This is a genomic window from Helicobacter pylori, assembly GCF_014496965.1.
GTDB classification, from domain to species: domain Bacteria; phylum Campylobacterota; class Campylobacteria; order Campylobacterales; family Helicobacteraceae; genus Helicobacter; species Helicobacter pylori_CZ.
Genome location: NZ_JACTCR010000021.1, coordinates 17,989 through 32,709, shown reverse-complemented (window position 1 = coordinate 32,709; position 14,721 = coordinate 17,989). Strand labels below are relative to the sequence as shown.

Genomic DNA, 14,721 nt, shown 5'->3' with positions numbered 1-14,721 from the left:
TTCACTTGTTGAACCGCTTCACCGATCTGATAGCCCACGCTCATGTAAAATCCATCGTCTTCAGCCCTTGATAATGAGAGCATGAGAGAAAGAGAGAGTAAGAGAGATTTTTTGATTTTCATGTTTTCTCCTTTTATTAGATTTTCTTGGTTTCACATTCCCATGATAGTCATGTTTATGAAATTTCGCCATTTTACCATAAAATGCTTATTCTTAACTTAAAATTTATATTTTGAAAAAAAAAAAAAAACAATTTTAAGTATTTTTTACAATAAAATATCATAGAGCTTGATTTTAGGCGAGCGAGAGTTTTATTAAAAGCGCTTTTAGGGGGTTATTTGAAATTGGTTTTTAAACCTTTGGTTATAATGAAAGCGATTTGAGTTGAAAAGAGTGGCATGTTTGAAAAGATACAAAAAGAATGGTTGAGCAACATTCAAAAAGATTTGTTGTCTGGTTTTGTGGTGGGGCTTTCTGTGATCCCAGAGACGGCCGGTTTTGCGATCATGGTGGGTTTAGATGTGGGCGTGGCGTTTTATACGACCTTTTATATGGCTTTTATTTTGTCTCTTTTTGGGGCTAGAAAGGCGATGATTAGCGCAGCGGCCGGCTCAGTGGCGCTCATTTTAGTGGGCGTGGTTAAAAACTATGGGCTTGAATACGCGGGCGTGGCGACCCTTATGGCAGGAATGTTGCAGATTCTTTTAGGCTATTTGAAAATAGGGAATCTTTTGAGATTTATCCCCCAGTCGGTGATGTATGGCTTTGTGAACGCGCTAGGCATTTTGCTTTTAACAGAGCAATTCAAATTCCTTCAAAACCAAAATTTAGGGGTGTTTGTCTTGCTCGTTGTTGGGATACTCATCATTTATCTTTTTCCTCTAATCACTAAAAAAATCCCCTCTAATTTGATTTGTATTCTTGCAGTGAGCGCAATCGCTTTAATTTTTGATATGCATGCACCGAATTTGGGGAGCATTGAGCAAGGGGTTTCAGGCTTTCATTTCATCATTATCCCCAAAAATTTGGATTTTAAAATCGTTATAGAATTGTTGCCTTACGCTCTTTCTTTAGCGCTAGTTGGCACGATAGAAAGCTTATTGACCGCTAAAACTTTAGATGTTATTTTAAAAGACGGCGTGAGCGATAAAAATAAAGAAACTAAAGCGCAAGGCTTGGGGAATATCATCTCAGGGCTTTTAGGGGGAATGACAGGGTGCGCTTTAGTGGGGCAGTCTATCATTAACGCAAAATCCGGGGCCAAAACAAGGCTTTCTACTTTTTTTGCCGGCTTTTCTTTAATGGTGCTAATATTAGTGTTTAATGAATACGTGGTTAAGATCCCCATTGTAGCGGTTGTAGCGGTAATGGTGATGATTTCTTTCACCACTTTTAATTTCCAATCCATTATGAACATTAAAAAAATCAAGCTCTATGACACGCTGAACATGCTTTTAGTCGTGGCGGTGGTTTTATACACGCATAATTTAGCGATAGGGGTTGTGGTGGGGGTGTTAGTCAATGCATTATGGATCAAATCTAAAGGGATTGCGTGAAGTTTTATTTTAAAAAGTTGGGTAGTTAGAGATATGGCTCCAGATGTAGGATTCGAACCTACGACCAAGCGGTTAACAGCCGCCTACTCTACCGCTGAGCTAATCTGGAATTTCGCTCAAAAATGAAAAGAAATTTTAGTGTGTTTTTTGTAAAAAGTCAAGTAAAATGATGCCATTATTCATTTGAGAGCCAAAAAGTTGGCTTTGTCCTCATTAATTTAGTCAATGAGAACCGATTCCATATCAATAAGCCAAAACATAATTGAGGTACAAGCTATAAAGCCTGCGGTAGGCTAATTTAGCGCCCATGAAAGAATAGTAATTGGTGTTGATCGTGGGGATTTTCACGCCTAATTCAATGCCATGATGGATTCCTTGAAGCCTTAAACCGGTGTTGAATAAGAATTGGAAATTGGTGTTGTTGATCTTAGCGCTGTAGGCGCTATTGGTGATTTTTAAATTCGCAGATTGGTTATTAAGCCATGTCGTTCCCGCTAGAGCGATGCCTCCAAAAATGCCAAAAGAGACTTTGCGGTTTCGATCGGATCCGCCATTGATGAAGTTCAATAAAAGATCACTGCCCGCACCATAAGTGAAAACATTAGAAGCGGAGTTAAAAAAGTTGGATTTGATATACGCATAGTTGTAATCAAAAAAGCCATAATACCGGATCCCAAAAAATTTATTTTTCCCAAAGAATTGCTTATAGCCTAGCTGCACGCCCACGCCATTCATCGCCCCGTTATTGCTTTGAGAGTTGATCAATCCCACGCTTCTAAAGGGGTTATGGCCAAACTCTTTGGTGGTGGTTTGGAATTGAGAATATTGGGTTTCGTTGAGAGAATAACTATAGCTAGACCGGCTCACCAAACTTTGAAACCCTTTAGAATTGGGCGTTTTTTGAAGGGTGTTATAGATGGTTTCTAAATTATCCCCTTTGAGATAAGAGATAGTGTCATTGATAACGCTTGAGACTTGATTAAGGTTTTTATTGAAATCAGCGTTGGTAAATGCGTTTGGTTGGTTTGGATTTTCTGGGTCAGTTCTTCGGGATTGCTCGGCGGCTTTTTTAGCGCTATCAATCATGCTAGTGATGGCGTTGAATGTGTTGCCAAAAATATTGCATGCGTTCCCGCTTGCATTAATGCCCCATGGTTTGCCATTGCCCCCATCTATCCTAGGGCATTGGCTTTGAAGGGTGCTAATAATGGTGCTAGCTTGAGTTAAAAGATGGTCATAGTCATTTTCAATGGTGAGATTATTGTTTTTATTCTCTAGGGTATTTTGGAGCGATTGAGAAATCGTATTGATTTCGTTATATTTATTAGTGGGTAGCGAATTATTGGCTAAATTAGAGGCTATCACTTGCCACATGGCTACCGCAGAGCTGAGTGCTGAAGACACGGCTTGATTGGCGCTATTAGGGGTCGTTTTTAATCTGCTAGCACTCTCTTTTAGATTGTCAATCGCTTGAGCGGTGCTTGAATCGGTGTTAGAGGCCGTTTGTTTGAGCTCGTTATAGCGGGTTAAAAGATTGTTTAAATTTTCGTAAGCGTTGGAGACTTTTTGGATTTCGCCGGTGTTTTTCACCATTTGAGCGGCTTCGCCGATTTGATAGCCCACGCTCATAAAAACGCCGTCATCTTCAGCAAGGAGCGATGACGCCATAAGAGAAAGTAAAATCGTTTTTTTTCATAAAATGTTCCTTAAAGTAATGTTTTATTTGTAAAATCGTATCAAATTGAAACTTCATTTACAATGCGTTTAAATTATGCCATAAATTTATTGAATCTTTAATAAAATTGAGCAAAAATTAAGAAATTTTGCTTTTTTTTTTAGATTTAAAAAGAGGTTTTTGATGGTGAAAATGCTTTGAGTGAATTTTAGCGCTCAAAGGAGATTGGGGCTAAAAATTTTCAAAGCGTTTTGCAAATCTTCTTTGGTGTCAATGCCCACGCTTTGGCTTTGAACGATTTTTACTGCAATCTTTTTTTGATAATACAAAGCCCTTAATTGCTCTAATTTTTCTAATTCCTCTAAAACGCAAGGTTTTAAAGCGCACAATTCTTCTAATATTTCTTTATTGTGGAAGCCATAAATACCGATATGCCCTAAAAGGGGGGTTTGGCGTTTCATACCAGCGTCTCGTAAAAAGGGGATAAGGGAGCGCGAAAAATACAAGGCGTTATTTTGATGATCTAAAACCACCTTGACTAAATTAGGGTTTTTGGCTTGTTCTTCATCAATGATTTTGGCGCAAGTCGCCATGAAAGGGGCGTTTTGGGTGGCTTCTAGTAACGCTAAAATGACTTCTTTTTCTAAAAAAGGCTCATCGCCTTGCAAGTTTAAAACCCTTTCATCGTTTTTTAACCCTAAAATTTGAGCCGCTTCCAAACAGCGTTCCGTGCCGCTATTATGGTGTTTGGAGGTTAGCACCGCTTTAATGCGGAATTTTTGGCACGCTTTCATGATGCTTTCATCATCGCAAGCGACTACGCATTCATCTACTAGATTCGCATTTTTAGCGCAACGGACTACCATAGGCAAGCCAAAAATATCTTCTAGCACCTTGTTTTCAAAACGACTGGATTTTAATCTAGCAGGAATGATAATCATCTTTAAACCTTTTTAAGCCTTATGTGAAAATAGGGGATTTTTATGGTATTATACCCATTTGAAACGCTTATTTCTTTATGTTGTAAGGATTTAGGCTATTGAACTTTAGGAGTTTTAATGATATTAAGAGCGAGTGTGTTGAGCGCGTTACTTCTTGTAGGCTTAGGGGCAGCCCCTAAACATTCAGTTTCAGCTAATGACAAACGGATGCAGGATAATTTAGTGAGCGTGATTGAAAAACAAACCAATAAAAAGGTGCGTATTTTAGAAATCAAGCCTTTAAAATCCAGCCAGGATTTAAAAATAGTCGTTATTGAAGATCCGGACACTAAATACAATATTCCGCTTGTAGTGAGTAAGGATGGTAATTTAATCATAGGGCTTAGCAATATCTTTTTTAGCAATAAAAGCGATGATGTGCAATTAGTTGCAGAAACCAATCAAAAAGTCCAAGCCCTTAATGCCACCCAGCAAAATAGCGCGAAATTGAACGCTATTTTTAATGAAATACCGGCTGATTATGCGATAGAGTTGCCCTCTACTAACGCTGAAAATAAGGATAAAATCCTTTATATTGTTTCTGATCCCATGTGCCCGCATTGCCAAAAAGAGCTCACTAAACTCAGGGATCACTTGAAAGAAAACACTGTGAGAATGGTTGTAGTGGGGTGGCTTGGGGTCAATTCGGCTAAAAAAGCGGCTTTGATCCAAGAAGAAATGGCGAAAGCTAGGGCTAGGGGAGCGAGCGTGGAAGATAAAATCTCTATCCTTGAAAAGATTTATTCCACCCAATACGATATTAACGCTCAAAAAGAGCCTGAAGATTTACGCACTAAAGTGGAAAATACCACTAAAAAGATTTTTGAATCTGGCGTGATTAAGGGTGTGCCTTTCTTATACCATTATAAGGCATGATATAAGGCTACTCTCATGAAAAAACCCTACAGAAAGATTTCTGATTATGCGATCGTGGGTGGTTTGAGCGCGTTAGTGATGGTAAGCATTGTGGGGTGTAAGAGCAATGCCGATGACAAACCAAAAGAACAAAGCTCTCTGAGTCAAAGCGTTCAAAAAGGTGCGTTTGTGATTTTAGAAGAGCAAAAGGATAAATCTTACAAGGTTGTTGAAGAATACCCCAGCTCAAGAACCCACATTATAGTGCGCGATTTGCAAGGCAATGAACGCGTGTTAAGCAATGAAGAGATTCAAAAGCTCATCAAAGAAGAAGAAGCCAAAATTGATAACGGCACGAGCAAGCTTATCCAGCCTAATAACGGAGGTGGAGGGAGTAATGAAAGCTCAGGCTTTGGCTTGGGGAGTGCGATTTTAGGGAGCGCGGCGGGGGCGATTTTAGGGAGTTATATTGGCAATAAGCTTTTCAATAACCCTAATTATCAGCAAAACGCCCAACGGACCTACAAATCCCCACAAGCTTACCAACGCTCTCAAAATTCCTTTTCTAAAAGTGCACCTAACGCTTCAAGCATGGGCGGAGCGAGTAAGGGACAGAGCGGGTTTTTTGGCTCTAGTAGGCCTACTAGTTCGCCTGCGGTAAGCTCTGGGACAAGGGGCTTTAACTCATAACTAATCTATTTTAAGGCTAAAAAATGCAAGTGATTCCTTTAAAACCTTTAGACAATAAGACCTTAGAAGAAATCGGCTTAGATTGGCACACTAATGACGACATGTCATCTTATATCGCTGATGAAATGGTGGTTGTTTCTCAAAAAGAAGCGGACGCTTATTATGACGCTTGTAATGAGCTTTATGACATGTTTGTAGAGACGGCGGAAGAGGCCATTAACAACGATCGCTTTTTTGAATTGGATATTCCTAATGCGCTCATTCCTATGATCAAACAGAGTTTTGAAGAAGAAGTGCATTGGCATATTTACGGGCGTTTTGATTTAGCCGGGGGGCTTGATGGCAAGCCTATTAAATTACTAGAATTTAACGCTGATACCCCCACCATGCTCTATGAAACTGCGGTAATTCAATGGGCGTTACTCAAAGCGAATGGCTATGATGAAAACAAGCAATTCAATAACCTTTATGAAGCGCTTGGCGAGAATTTTAAACGCATGGTAACTTTAGGCGAAGACACGAGCCGTTTTGAGGAAATGTATGAGGGGTGGAAAATCCTTTTTTCAAGCGTTAGGGGGAATATTGAAGAAGAGCGCACCATGCGTTTTTTGCAAGATGTCGCTCAAAGCGTGGGGTTTGAAACGGATTTTTCTTACATTGATGAGGTGGAATTTAATGTAGAAGAGGGCGTGTTTAAAAACGGCTTGAATCATGAATTTTTATTCAAACTGATCCCATGGGAAAACATCGCTATTGATGAGCCAGAATTAGCCCTTTTGATGCAAGGCATGATGGAAAACAAAAACACGATTTTTTTAAATCCGGCTTATACGATCCTTTTCCAATCCAAGCGTTTTTTAAAGCTTTTATGGGACAGATACCCCAAACACCCCTTATTGTTAGAAACGAGCTATGAGCCTTTAGCCCATAAAAAGCAAATCAAAAAAGTGGCTTTTGGCAGGGAAGGGGCGAATAGTGAAATCTTTGAAGCTTCCATGCAATCGCTTTTAAAGACGGACGGCGTTTATTCTAACCACAAACCTATTTATCAAGAATTTTACGAGCTCAATTCGCATAACGGGTTGTATTACCAGCCTAACGTGTTTTTTGCTTATGAATCTTGCGCGTTAGGGTTTAGAAAAGGGGGGTTGATCTTGGATAATTTTTCTAAATTCGTGAGCCATAGGTTGCAATAATGACTGCAATGATGCGTTATTTTCACATCTATGCGACCACTTTTTTCTTCCCTTTGGCGCTTCTTTTTGTGGTTAGCGGGCTTGCATTGCTCTTTAAAGTGCGCCAAGACACTGGCGCTAATATCAAAGAGTGGGTTTTAGAAAAATCTTTAAAAAAAGAAGAACGATTGGATTTTTTAAAAGACTTCTTAAAAAAAAACCATATCGCTATGCCTAAAAAGATAGAGCCTAGAGAGCATAGGGGAGCGTTAATCATTGGCACGCCTTTGTATGAAATCAACCTTGAAACTAAAGGCGATCAAACGAAAATCAAGACCATTGAAAGGGGCTTTTTAGGTGCAATCATCATGCTGCATAAGGCTAAGGTGGGCATCGTGTTTCAAGTGCTTTTGGGGATTTTTTGCGTGTTTTTATTGTTGTTTTATTTGAGCGCGTTTTTAATGGTGGCTTTTAAAAACACTAAACGCATGTTTGTAAGCGTTTTGATAGGGAGTATCGTTTTCTTTGGAGCGATCTATTGGTCTTTGTAGGGTTTTAAAATATCAGCTTTGTTTTGGATATTGGTTATAAAATCTAAGAAAGACCTTTGAGTGCTTTTGCCATCAAAATAAAAAAGCTTGCGAAAAGCGAGTGATAATTTCTCATAACGCACTCTTAGGGGGTTAGGAGAATTTAGTTTTGGGTTTGAAGAGGGCGTTAAAGCGCAAAATACCCCCTTATGAGTTTTAAAAATCCCATTTTTTAAAAAAATAAAGAATAACTAAACCAACACAAAAAACCCCTAAAACTCTATCTTTAAATTGAAAGCGTTTTTATCTGTCTCACCTAACAACAATTTTTAAAAGAACGCTTGAAATTTAACTATTTCTCGTTATTTTTGTCAAGTCTTTTTATAGCGTGTGCAATATCGCTCTGTTATCGTGTGATTCGTGTTTGTAGCGTGCTTATAATAACAACCACACAAAGCCATAAATTAAAGCCATTGAAAAACACAACCAAACGCATATCTATCCATAGCGCAAAAACACGCTAAAACGTTTTTATTTTATAGGACTTTTAAACCTAAAACCCACTTCAAGCTAACCTAACAAAAATTTACATTATAAAAACACGCTAACAAACACAACCAAACAACCGCAAAAACATTCAAAAAGTTTTCTTTTTGAAAATAGACAAAGCCCTAAAAACACTAAAGATTGAAAAATTAATAGGGGGGATTTCTGCTTTAGCTCTTAAAACAGAGCCAAATCTTTGAAAAGTTTTGAGTTAAACGACAAATGATGATTAGGGGGATTGATTAAGATTTTCAATACCCCCTAAGTTTAGTGAGGTTTTCGCATGCTTGTTTCATGCCCAGCTTACAGCCCTTGTCATAAATCATTATGGCGTTTTCTTTATCTTTCATGTTGTAATACATGCCCGCTAGAGCGAAGCAACCCACTTCATCGCCCATATCGCAACCCCTTTCATAATTATCAAGGGCTTTCCTCAAGTCTTTTGGAACAGCGTCCCCTTGGGAATACATAAAGCCCATCCTAGAGCAACTCACCGCGCTCCCCATATCGCATGCTTGTTTGAAATAGTTGAAAGCTTTTTCGGGGTCTTTTTTGACATACCTGCCTAACATATACATAGAGCCTAAACTCGCGCAACCACCAGAATTGTTTAAAGCACAAGCTTTTTGCAAATAATCAAACGCCACTTCAAAATCTTCATCAAGCCCTGCATCGCCATTTTCAAACAAACTCCCTAACGCGCGGCAAGCCTGCCCATCATCCAATCGGCACGCTTTCAAATAATAAATCACGGCTTTATGGTTGCTCTGTTTGACTTCTAAAAAGCCTTTTTCATAAGCCACGCCCAAAACATAACACCCCTTAGCCATATCAAAATTACAGCTTTTTTGATAGTAAGTAACCGCTTGAGCGGCATTGCCTTTGATTTTTCTATCATAAATAATGCCTAAATTGTAGCAACTCTCAGGGTGTTTTAAAACGCACGCCTTAGCATAAGCGTCAATGGCCTCTTGATAATTTTGAGTCGTGCCTAACCCCTCATTATAAAGCCCCCCTAAACCAAAACACCCTTCCCTATCATCACCCTGGCATGCACTTTGGTAATATTCTAGGGCTTTTTTATAATCTATTTTAGTGCCTTGCCCGTTTTCATAAATGATTCCTAATTGCGTGCAACCTTCACTCACCCCATCGTTGCATGCTTTTTTAAAATAAGATGCAGCTTTAGAATAATTCCCGCTTTTATAGGCCCTTTCAGCAACCCCTAAAAAGCTATTGTCTTTTTTCCCCCATAAATGGGCATTCAGGCACCAAAAAAATAACCCACAAACTAATATTTTTAAAATTTTCATTCTTACCTTCTTTATAAATTCTGATTTTTAGAACCCTTTTTCAATCAAAACAAAAAATGCAACACTCCATTTTAACATAAATCAAGCGCTTTGATTAAGGCTTGAAAGGTTCCTTACGCTCTTCTTTATGCGCTAAAGAGGTGATGTAAAGGTAAATCGCTTGGATTTCTTCTAAATTGAGGTTGTATTTAGGCATCATGCCTTTGCCTAAACTCAGAGCGTCTTTAAAGGTTTTAAAATCTAAATGGTTGATTTTAGGGGCGTAGAGGATTTTTTTTTCGCCTTTTTCATAATAAAAAGTGATTTCTTGTTTTTCACCCTTGATGCCATGGCATTTCGCGCACGCAACACCCCTAGGGTTTTTATAAAGAGCCATCCCGTATTCCAAATCAGAGATGAAATCCGCTTCTTTAGCGCCTAAATTCAATAAACTGATAACTAGCGCAATAAACAAACGCATTAAAACAACTGCGCCTTTTCTAAAATTTCTTTCGCCCCGCTTTGCAAAAATTCTTCTAAAAGCTCTTGCACTAAATCAAAAGCCCTAGTCTTATCCCCTTGCTTTTCTTTAGTGATGACTTCTTTCCCATTAGGCAAGCCCAAAACCGCCTGGATTTTAACCCTATCGCCCATTAAACTCGCATGCACGCCAATAGGGATCTGACACCCTCCATTAAGCCCTTTGATAAACTCCCTTTCTAAATGGCAACAAAACGCGCTTTTCTCATCGTTGAGTTTTTGAAGCGTAATAAAATGCTTGTGGTTTTTGAGCATTTCTACCCCTAAAGCCCCCTGACCCATGCTAGGAATCATTTCTTCTACGCTAAAAGCCTTGCGGTATTTCGCCCCTTGAATTTCTAGGCGGCACAACCCGGCTTCAGCTAAAATGATAGCGTCAAATTCACCGCATTCAAGCTTTTTCAAACGGGTTTGGACATTCCCCCTTAAACTTTCTGTGTCTAAATCCTGGCGTTTCAGTTTGAGTTGCATGGAGCGCCTTAAAGAAGTCGTGCCAACCTTGGCTCCTTTAGGCAAGCTCATCAAATCAGGGAATTTCACGCTCAAAAAAGTGTCCCTCACATCAGCCCTTTTAGTGATGCATGCCAAGTCTAACCCCTTTTCAAACACGACCGGCACATCTTTTAAAGAATGCACCGCCAAATCAATTGCGCCTTTTAAAAGCAATTCTTCTAATTCCTTAGTGAATAGCCCCTTACCACCGATCTTATTTAAAGGGGTGTCTAAGATTTTATCGCCCTTAGTCTTAACGATTTGAATCTCACTTTCCATAGAGCATTCTTTTTTCAGGCGTTCTTTAATGTGATTCGCTTGCCATAAGGCTAATTCGCTCCCCCTAGAGCCAATCACTAATTTTCCCACTCACTCCCCCTTATTCGCTCGCTAATATTTCTAAAATTTTTTCTTCTAATTCAATGTCTTTAAGCGTTTGTTTTTCCAAATTAGCGCGTTTGATGCATTCAAATTCTTTATTCTCTAAAGTTTGCTTCCCAATAATGAGCGCCAATCGTTCCCCAATCAATTCAAAATCCCTCATCTTCGCCCCAAAACGCGCGTCTCTGTCATCTAGCAGTGCATCAACGCCCTTTTGGAGCAGCCTTTCATACACTTCAAAAGCGAGTTTTTTTTGCGCTTCATCTTTCAAGTTAGAAACCACGATCACCACATCAAAAGGAGCCGTATTTTTCGTCCACACACAGCCTAGATCATCGCTTTTTTGCTCTAAAATCGCACTGAGCAATCGGCTAATGCCTATCCCATAGCACCCCATTTCAAAAAATTGCTCCTTGCCATTCTTATCCAAGAAACTCGCCTTCAAGCTTTTAGCATAGCCTTGCCCGAGTTTGAAAATATGCCCCACTTCCAAACTCTTATGGTATTCCAACGCTCCTTGACAATTAGGGCAACAATCGCTTTCTTTAACCTGGACAATATCCGCATAAACAAGATTTTCAAACCCTTTTAAATCCACGCCCACCGCATGAAAATCCTTTTCATTAGCCCCAACGATCAAGCAATCGCCCTCTTTTAAATCTTCATCAAAAATGATATAAGAAACATGCTTTTTCAAGCCATAAGGCCCTATAAAGCCCGCTATTAACCCTGCTTTATTTAAATCTTCTTCATTGGCTTCTCTTAATTCTAAAGCGTTCGCTCCTATAATGTTCAAGGCGTTCAGGGCTTTAGTCTCTTCTAAATTGTCATCGCCCCTAACAAAAAAACACGCTAGGGTTTCTTTATCTTTATGGATCACTTTTCTAACAAGCGCTTTTAAGACAAAATAAGGCTCTGTTTTAAAAAACTCCGCCACGCTTTGAGCGCTAGTGGTATTAGGGGTGGGGAATTTCGCTAATTGCGCTTTTGGGACATTTAAAGGCTCAGGCCTTTTAGAGCGTTTAGCGATTTCAATATTGGCGGCGTAATCGCAATTTTGACACACCACGATCGTGTCTTCCCCGCATTCTGTTAAAACGACAAATTCCCTGCTTTTACTCCCTCCAATCGCCCCGCTATCCGCTTCCACAATGCGAAAATCCAAACCCAAGTCGCTTAAAATCTCTTTATAAGCGTTTTGCGTGTTTAAAAATTCCTTATCCAAGCTTTCAGCGTCTTCATGAAAGCTATAACCATCTTTCATGATAAATTCCCTCGCTCTCACCAACCCGAATCGTGGGCGGATTTCATCACGGAATTTCGTGTGGATTTGATAGAGATGCACGGGTAATTGCTTGTAGCTTTTGATGAAATTAGCGGCAATTTCGGTGATATTTTCTTCTAAAGTGGGGCTTAAAACAAAATCATTGTCTTTTCGGTCTTTAAAAACCAATAATTCCTTGCCGTATTTATCCAGACGGCCTGATTTTTCCCACAAACTCGCCAAAACCACAAAACTCATTAAAATATTTTGCGCCCCATGCTCTTGCATGCGTTTGTGCGTGATGTTTTCTATCTTGTCTAGCACTTTTTTAGCTAAAGGCAAAAAATTATAAATCCCGCTGCCTACTTGATAAATGTATCCTGCTTGAGCTAAGTGTTTATGGCTTTTTAACACGGCATCTTTAGGGGGTTCTTTGAGAGTGGGGGCAAAGAGTTTTGAAAATAGCATGCATTATTCCTCGTAATATTCGCATTTATAGAGATTCAAATTCTGGGCATGATTGGTGCTAGATTTGTCTAAATTAAACAGGTTTTTAATCGCGCCCACAAGCACATCGGATTCTTCTTTTTGAGCGTTCTTTTTTAAGGCGATGGTAGGGTGGTGCAAAAAGGTATTGAAAGCGTTGTGCAAGATCTTTTCAATGTTGCTTTCGTATTCTTTAGGCACATAGCGTTTTTTAAGCGCTTTTTGCAATTCCTTCTGGGCTGAAATCCTAGCCAATTCCCTTAAATCCTTAATCACAGGCTCTACTTCTAAACTTTGGATCCATTGGTAAAACTCCATTGTGGCAAGCCCTACAATCTCATAAGCTTTCGTTCTGCTCTCTTGCCTGTTTTCCACATTTTCTCTAACCATAGGCTCTAAATCATCCACGCTGTATAAGAAAATATTATCCAACACCGGCTTTTCAATATTCCGTGGCACGCTCAAATCAAACCAAAAACGCCTGAAAATCGTTTCTTTTAACATGTCATTTTGCACGATAAAATGCGGCGAAGAAGTGGCGCAAAAAAGCAGTTGGTATTCATTGATATAAGCGTTTAATTTTTCTATATTTTGAAAGCTCACTTTTTTAGGCTCTTCTAATTCTTTAATAAAATCTTCAAATTTAGCCTCATTACGCCCTAAGATAAGCGCTTCAAATTGCTTGTTTAAAAGGTGTTTGATGACTAATTGAGCCATCTCGCCAAGCCCTATCACAAGGGCTTTTTTATCCTTAATCCTTTCTTTTTCAAAAATATTAAGCGCTTCTTTGACCGCCACTGAAGAGATAGAAACCCCTTGCTTGGAAATGCCGGTTAAATTGCGCACTTTAGCGGTGCATTTGAAAGCAAAATGGAGCAATCGGGTTAAATCTTTGGAGCAAAATTTCTCTTCAAAAGCGAATTTATAGGCGTTTTTCATCTGCCCTGTGATTTGAGTTTCTCCCACCACTAGGCTATCCAAACTGCTGCACACGCTAAAGACATGATGGACTGCGCTTTCATCAGTATTGATTAAAACGCATTTTTCTAAATTAGACACGCTCATTTTTTTATTTTGAGCCAGGATTTTTAATAACGCGTTTTTTTGTTCATTAGTATTAGCGCCGTGCTTTAGGCTCGCATAGATTTCAAAGCGATTGCATGTGGATAACACCATGCACTCTTTGATGTTAGGGCAGTGGGTTTTAATGGTTTGTAAAAATTCTTTAAGCGTTGCGTTCGAATTGATAGCGAGTTTTTCTCGCATTTCTAAGCTCATGCTTTTATGCGTAAAGGCTAGGGTGAAATATTTTGCGGTTTCTAACTCCATTAAAAAGTCCTGTAAATGACATCTTGCGCTAGTTTTTCTAAAATCAAATTGTTTTCCCCTTTAATGGCTTCAAGGGCTTTGTTAGAATAAACTTGAGCGATCTTAAGGGTTTCTTCTATGATAGCATATTGCTTGAATTTTTCCTTAGTCCATTCTATGATTTCATGATTATCTTGTTTGAAATAGGAAATTAAAAGCCCTTGATCGCGCTGATTCAATTTTTCATATAAAAGCAAGTAGGGTAGAGTGGTCTTGCCCTCTTTAAAATCGCTAAAATTGGGCTTACCTAGAGTGTTGGCGTCTTGAGTGATGTCTAATAAATCATCAATGATTTGAAACGCCATGCCAAAATTTAATCCAAAATCCGCATACATTTTGGCGTCTTTATTTAAAAGAATCGCCATGCTTTTTAGGCTCGCTTCCATGAAATGGGCGGTCTTGTCTTCTAAAATACGCCAGTATTTTTGTTTGTCGCTATTGAAACTTTCCCCCACAAACACGTCTTCAATCTCACCCCTAGAGAGCCTTAAAACCGCATTAGAGAGGATTTGAGCGATTACTTCACCCATTTTGGATAGTTCAAAAAAGGCTTTAGAATAAAACACATCTCCAAGCATCACGGCGTTAAAATTCCCAAAAAGAGCGTTAATGCTAGGGAGCTTTCGGCGCATGGTCGCCTTGTCAATCACATCATCATGCAACAAAGAAGCGGTCTGTATCATTTCCACAATCGCGCACAAATTGAAGGCTTTATCCAATAAAATAGCGTCTGTTTTTTCGTCTAATAAAGCGAGCATGAGTTTGGAACGCAGCATCTTTGAAGGGCCAATCTTAGAAAACAATGCATCTATAAAGCCGCTTTCAATTTCTTTGATCCAAGAAACGATTTTGTTTTGAATGGCTTGAAGTTGTTTTTCTTGCATGCGAATT

General features: G+C 39.2%; 13 protein-coding genes, 1 tRNA gene and 1 pseudogene. 5 read left to right on the top strand and 10 right to left on the bottom strand.

The window, feature by feature from the left end; all coding sequences use genetic code 11:
• Positions 1-193 precede the first annotated feature (193 nt).
• A pseudogene (locus H7O61_RS07920) lies at positions 194-400 on the bottom strand (hypothetical protein).
• On the opposite strand from H7O61_RS07920, the gene H7O61_RS07250 reads away from it, so the two are divergent.
• Complete coding sequence (locus H7O61_RS07250) at positions 399-1,556, top strand: SulP family inorganic anion transporter (protein ID WP_187875574.1); 1,158 nt, start codon at positions 399-401, stop codon at positions 1,554-1,556. The pseudogene H7O61_RS07920 and the gene H7O61_RS07250 sit on opposite strands and share 2 nt — an antisense overlap.
• A 34-nt stretch (positions 1,557-1,590) precedes the next feature.
• Here H7O61_RS07250 and H7O61_RS07245 read toward each other — a convergent pair.
• The 3 genes from H7O61_RS07245 to kdsB form a co-directional block, all read right to left on the bottom strand.
• A tRNA-Asn gene (locus tag H7O61_RS07245) sits at positions 1,591-1,665 on the bottom strand.
• 134 nt (positions 1,666-1,799) lie between these two features.
• A complete protein-coding gene (hopA, locus tag H7O61_RS07240; RefSeq protein ID WP_187875573.1) occupies positions 1,800-3,224 on the bottom strand; it encodes a porin HopA in 1,425 nt (474 codons plus the stop codon).
• Positions 3,225-3,446: 222 nt separating this feature from the next.
• Positions 3,447-4,172, bottom strand: a complete 726-nt coding sequence (kdsB, locus tag H7O61_RS07235; protein WP_187875572.1) for a 3-deoxy-manno-octulosonate cytidylyltransferase — start codon at positions 4,170-4,172, stop codon at positions 3,447-3,449.
• A 117-nt stretch (positions 4,173-4,289) separates the two neighbouring features.
• On the opposite strand from kdsB, the gene dsbK reads away from it, so the two are divergent.
• From dsbK to H7O61_RS07215, 4 genes are read left to right on the top strand one after another with little or no spacing between them, the layout of a single operon-like run.
• Positions 4,290-5,087, top strand: a complete 798-nt coding sequence (dsbK, locus tag H7O61_RS07230; RefSeq protein ID WP_000603193.1) for a protein disulfide-isomerase DsbK — start codon at positions 4,290-4,292, stop codon at positions 5,085-5,087.
• Positions 5,088-5,102: 15 nt separating this feature from the next.
• Positions 5,103-5,756: a UPF0323 family lipoprotein gene (locus H7O61_RS07225; RefSeq protein ID WP_187875571.1), complete on the top strand. Its 654-nt coding sequence runs from the start codon at positions 5,103-5,105 to the stop codon at positions 5,754-5,756.
• A gap of 23 nt (positions 5,757-5,779) precedes the next feature.
• A complete protein-coding gene (locus H7O61_RS07220; RefSeq protein WP_187875570.1) occupies positions 5,780-6,952 on the top strand; it encodes a glutathionylspermidine synthase family protein in 1,173 nt (390 codons plus the stop codon).
• A complete protein-coding gene (locus H7O61_RS07215; protein ID WP_187875569.1) occupies positions 6,952-7,482 on the top strand; it encodes a hypothetical protein in 531 nt (176 codons plus the stop codon). The genes H7O61_RS07220 and H7O61_RS07215 overlap by 1 nt, the downstream gene beginning before the upstream one ends.
• A gap of 776 nt (positions 7,483-8,258) precedes the next feature.
• Here H7O61_RS07215 and hcpE read toward each other — a convergent pair.
• The 6 genes from hcpE to H7O61_RS07185 form a co-directional block, all read right to left on the bottom strand.
• A complete protein-coding gene (hcpE, locus tag H7O61_RS07210; RefSeq protein ID WP_187875568.1) occupies positions 8,259-9,320 on the bottom strand; it encodes a Sel1-like repeat protein HcpE in 1,062 nt (353 codons plus the stop codon).
• A gap of 94 nt (positions 9,321-9,414) precedes the next feature.
• Entirely contained in the window at positions 9,415-9,780 is a 366-nt protein-coding gene (locus H7O61_RS07205) for a c-type cytochrome (protein ID WP_187875567.1), read from the bottom strand.
• Positions 9,780-10,700: a hydroxymethylbilane synthase gene (hemC, locus tag H7O61_RS07200; RefSeq protein WP_187875566.1), complete on the bottom strand. Its 921-nt coding sequence runs from the start codon at positions 10,698-10,700 to the stop codon at positions 9,780-9,782. The genes H7O61_RS07205 and hemC overlap by 1 nt, the downstream gene beginning before the upstream one ends.
• 10 nt (positions 10,701-10,710) lie before the next feature.
• A complete protein-coding gene (proS, locus tag H7O61_RS07195; protein WP_187875565.1) occupies positions 10,711-12,444 on the bottom strand; it encodes a proline--tRNA ligase in 1,734 nt (577 codons plus the stop codon).
• Between the two features lie 3 nt (positions 12,445-12,447).
• Complete coding sequence (hemA, locus tag H7O61_RS07190; RefSeq protein WP_187875564.1) at positions 12,448-13,791, bottom strand: glutamyl-tRNA reductase; 1,344 nt, start codon at positions 13,789-13,791, stop codon at positions 12,448-12,450.
• On the bottom strand, positions 13,791-14,714 hold the full coding sequence (locus tag H7O61_RS07185) for a polyprenyl synthetase family protein (RefSeq protein WP_187875563.1): 924 nt from the start codon (positions 14,712-14,714) through the stop codon (positions 13,791-13,793). Before H7O61_RS07185 ends, hemA begins: the two co-directional genes overlap by 1 nt.
• Between the last annotated feature and the right edge of the window lie 7 nt (positions 14,715-14,721).

Bases quoted from the DNA above. Each gene is read 5' to 3' on its own strand.
- hemA (WP_187875564.1), bottom strand. From the start codon at position 13,791: ATGGAGTTAGAAACCGCAAAATATTTCACCCTAGCCTTTACGCATAAA.
- H7O61_RS07185 (WP_187875563.1), bottom strand. From the start codon at position 14,714: ATGCAAGAAAAACAACTTCAAGCCATTCAAAACAAAATCGTTTCTTGG.
- hcpE (WP_187875568.1), bottom strand. From the start codon at position 9,320: ATGAAAATTTTAAAAATATTAGTTTGTGGGTTATTTTTTTGGTGCCTG.
- H7O61_RS07215 (WP_187875569.1), top strand. From the start codon at position 6,952: ATGACTGCAATGATGCGTTATTTTCACATCTATGCGACCACTTTTTTC.
- H7O61_RS07220 (WP_187875570.1), top strand. From the start codon at position 5,780: ATGCAAGTGATTCCTTTAAAACCTTTAGACAATAAGACCTTAGAAGAA.
- proS (WP_187875565.1), bottom strand. From the start codon at position 12,444: ATGCTATTTTCAAAACTCTTTGCCCCCACTCTCAAAGAACCCCCTAAA.
- H7O61_RS07205 (WP_187875567.1), bottom strand. From the start codon at position 9,780: ATGCGTTTGTTTATTGCGCTAGTTATCAGTTTATTGAATTTAGGCGCT.
- kdsB (WP_187875572.1), bottom strand. From the start codon at position 4,172: ATGATTATCATTCCTGCTAGATTAAAATCCAGTCGTTTTGAAAACAAG.
- H7O61_RS07225 (WP_187875571.1), top strand. From the start codon at position 5,103: ATGAAAAAACCCTACAGAAAGATTTCTGATTATGCGATCGTGGGTGGT.
- dsbK (WP_000603193.1), top strand. From the start codon at position 4,290: ATGATATTAAGAGCGAGTGTGTTGAGCGCGTTACTTCTTGTAGGCTTA.
- H7O61_RS07250 (WP_187875574.1), top strand. From the start codon at position 399: ATGTTTGAAAAGATACAAAAAGAATGGTTGAGCAACATTCAAAAAGAT.
- hopA (WP_187875573.1), bottom strand. From the start codon at position 3,224: ATGGCGTCATCGCTCCTTGCTGAAGATGACGGCGTTTTTATGAGCGTG.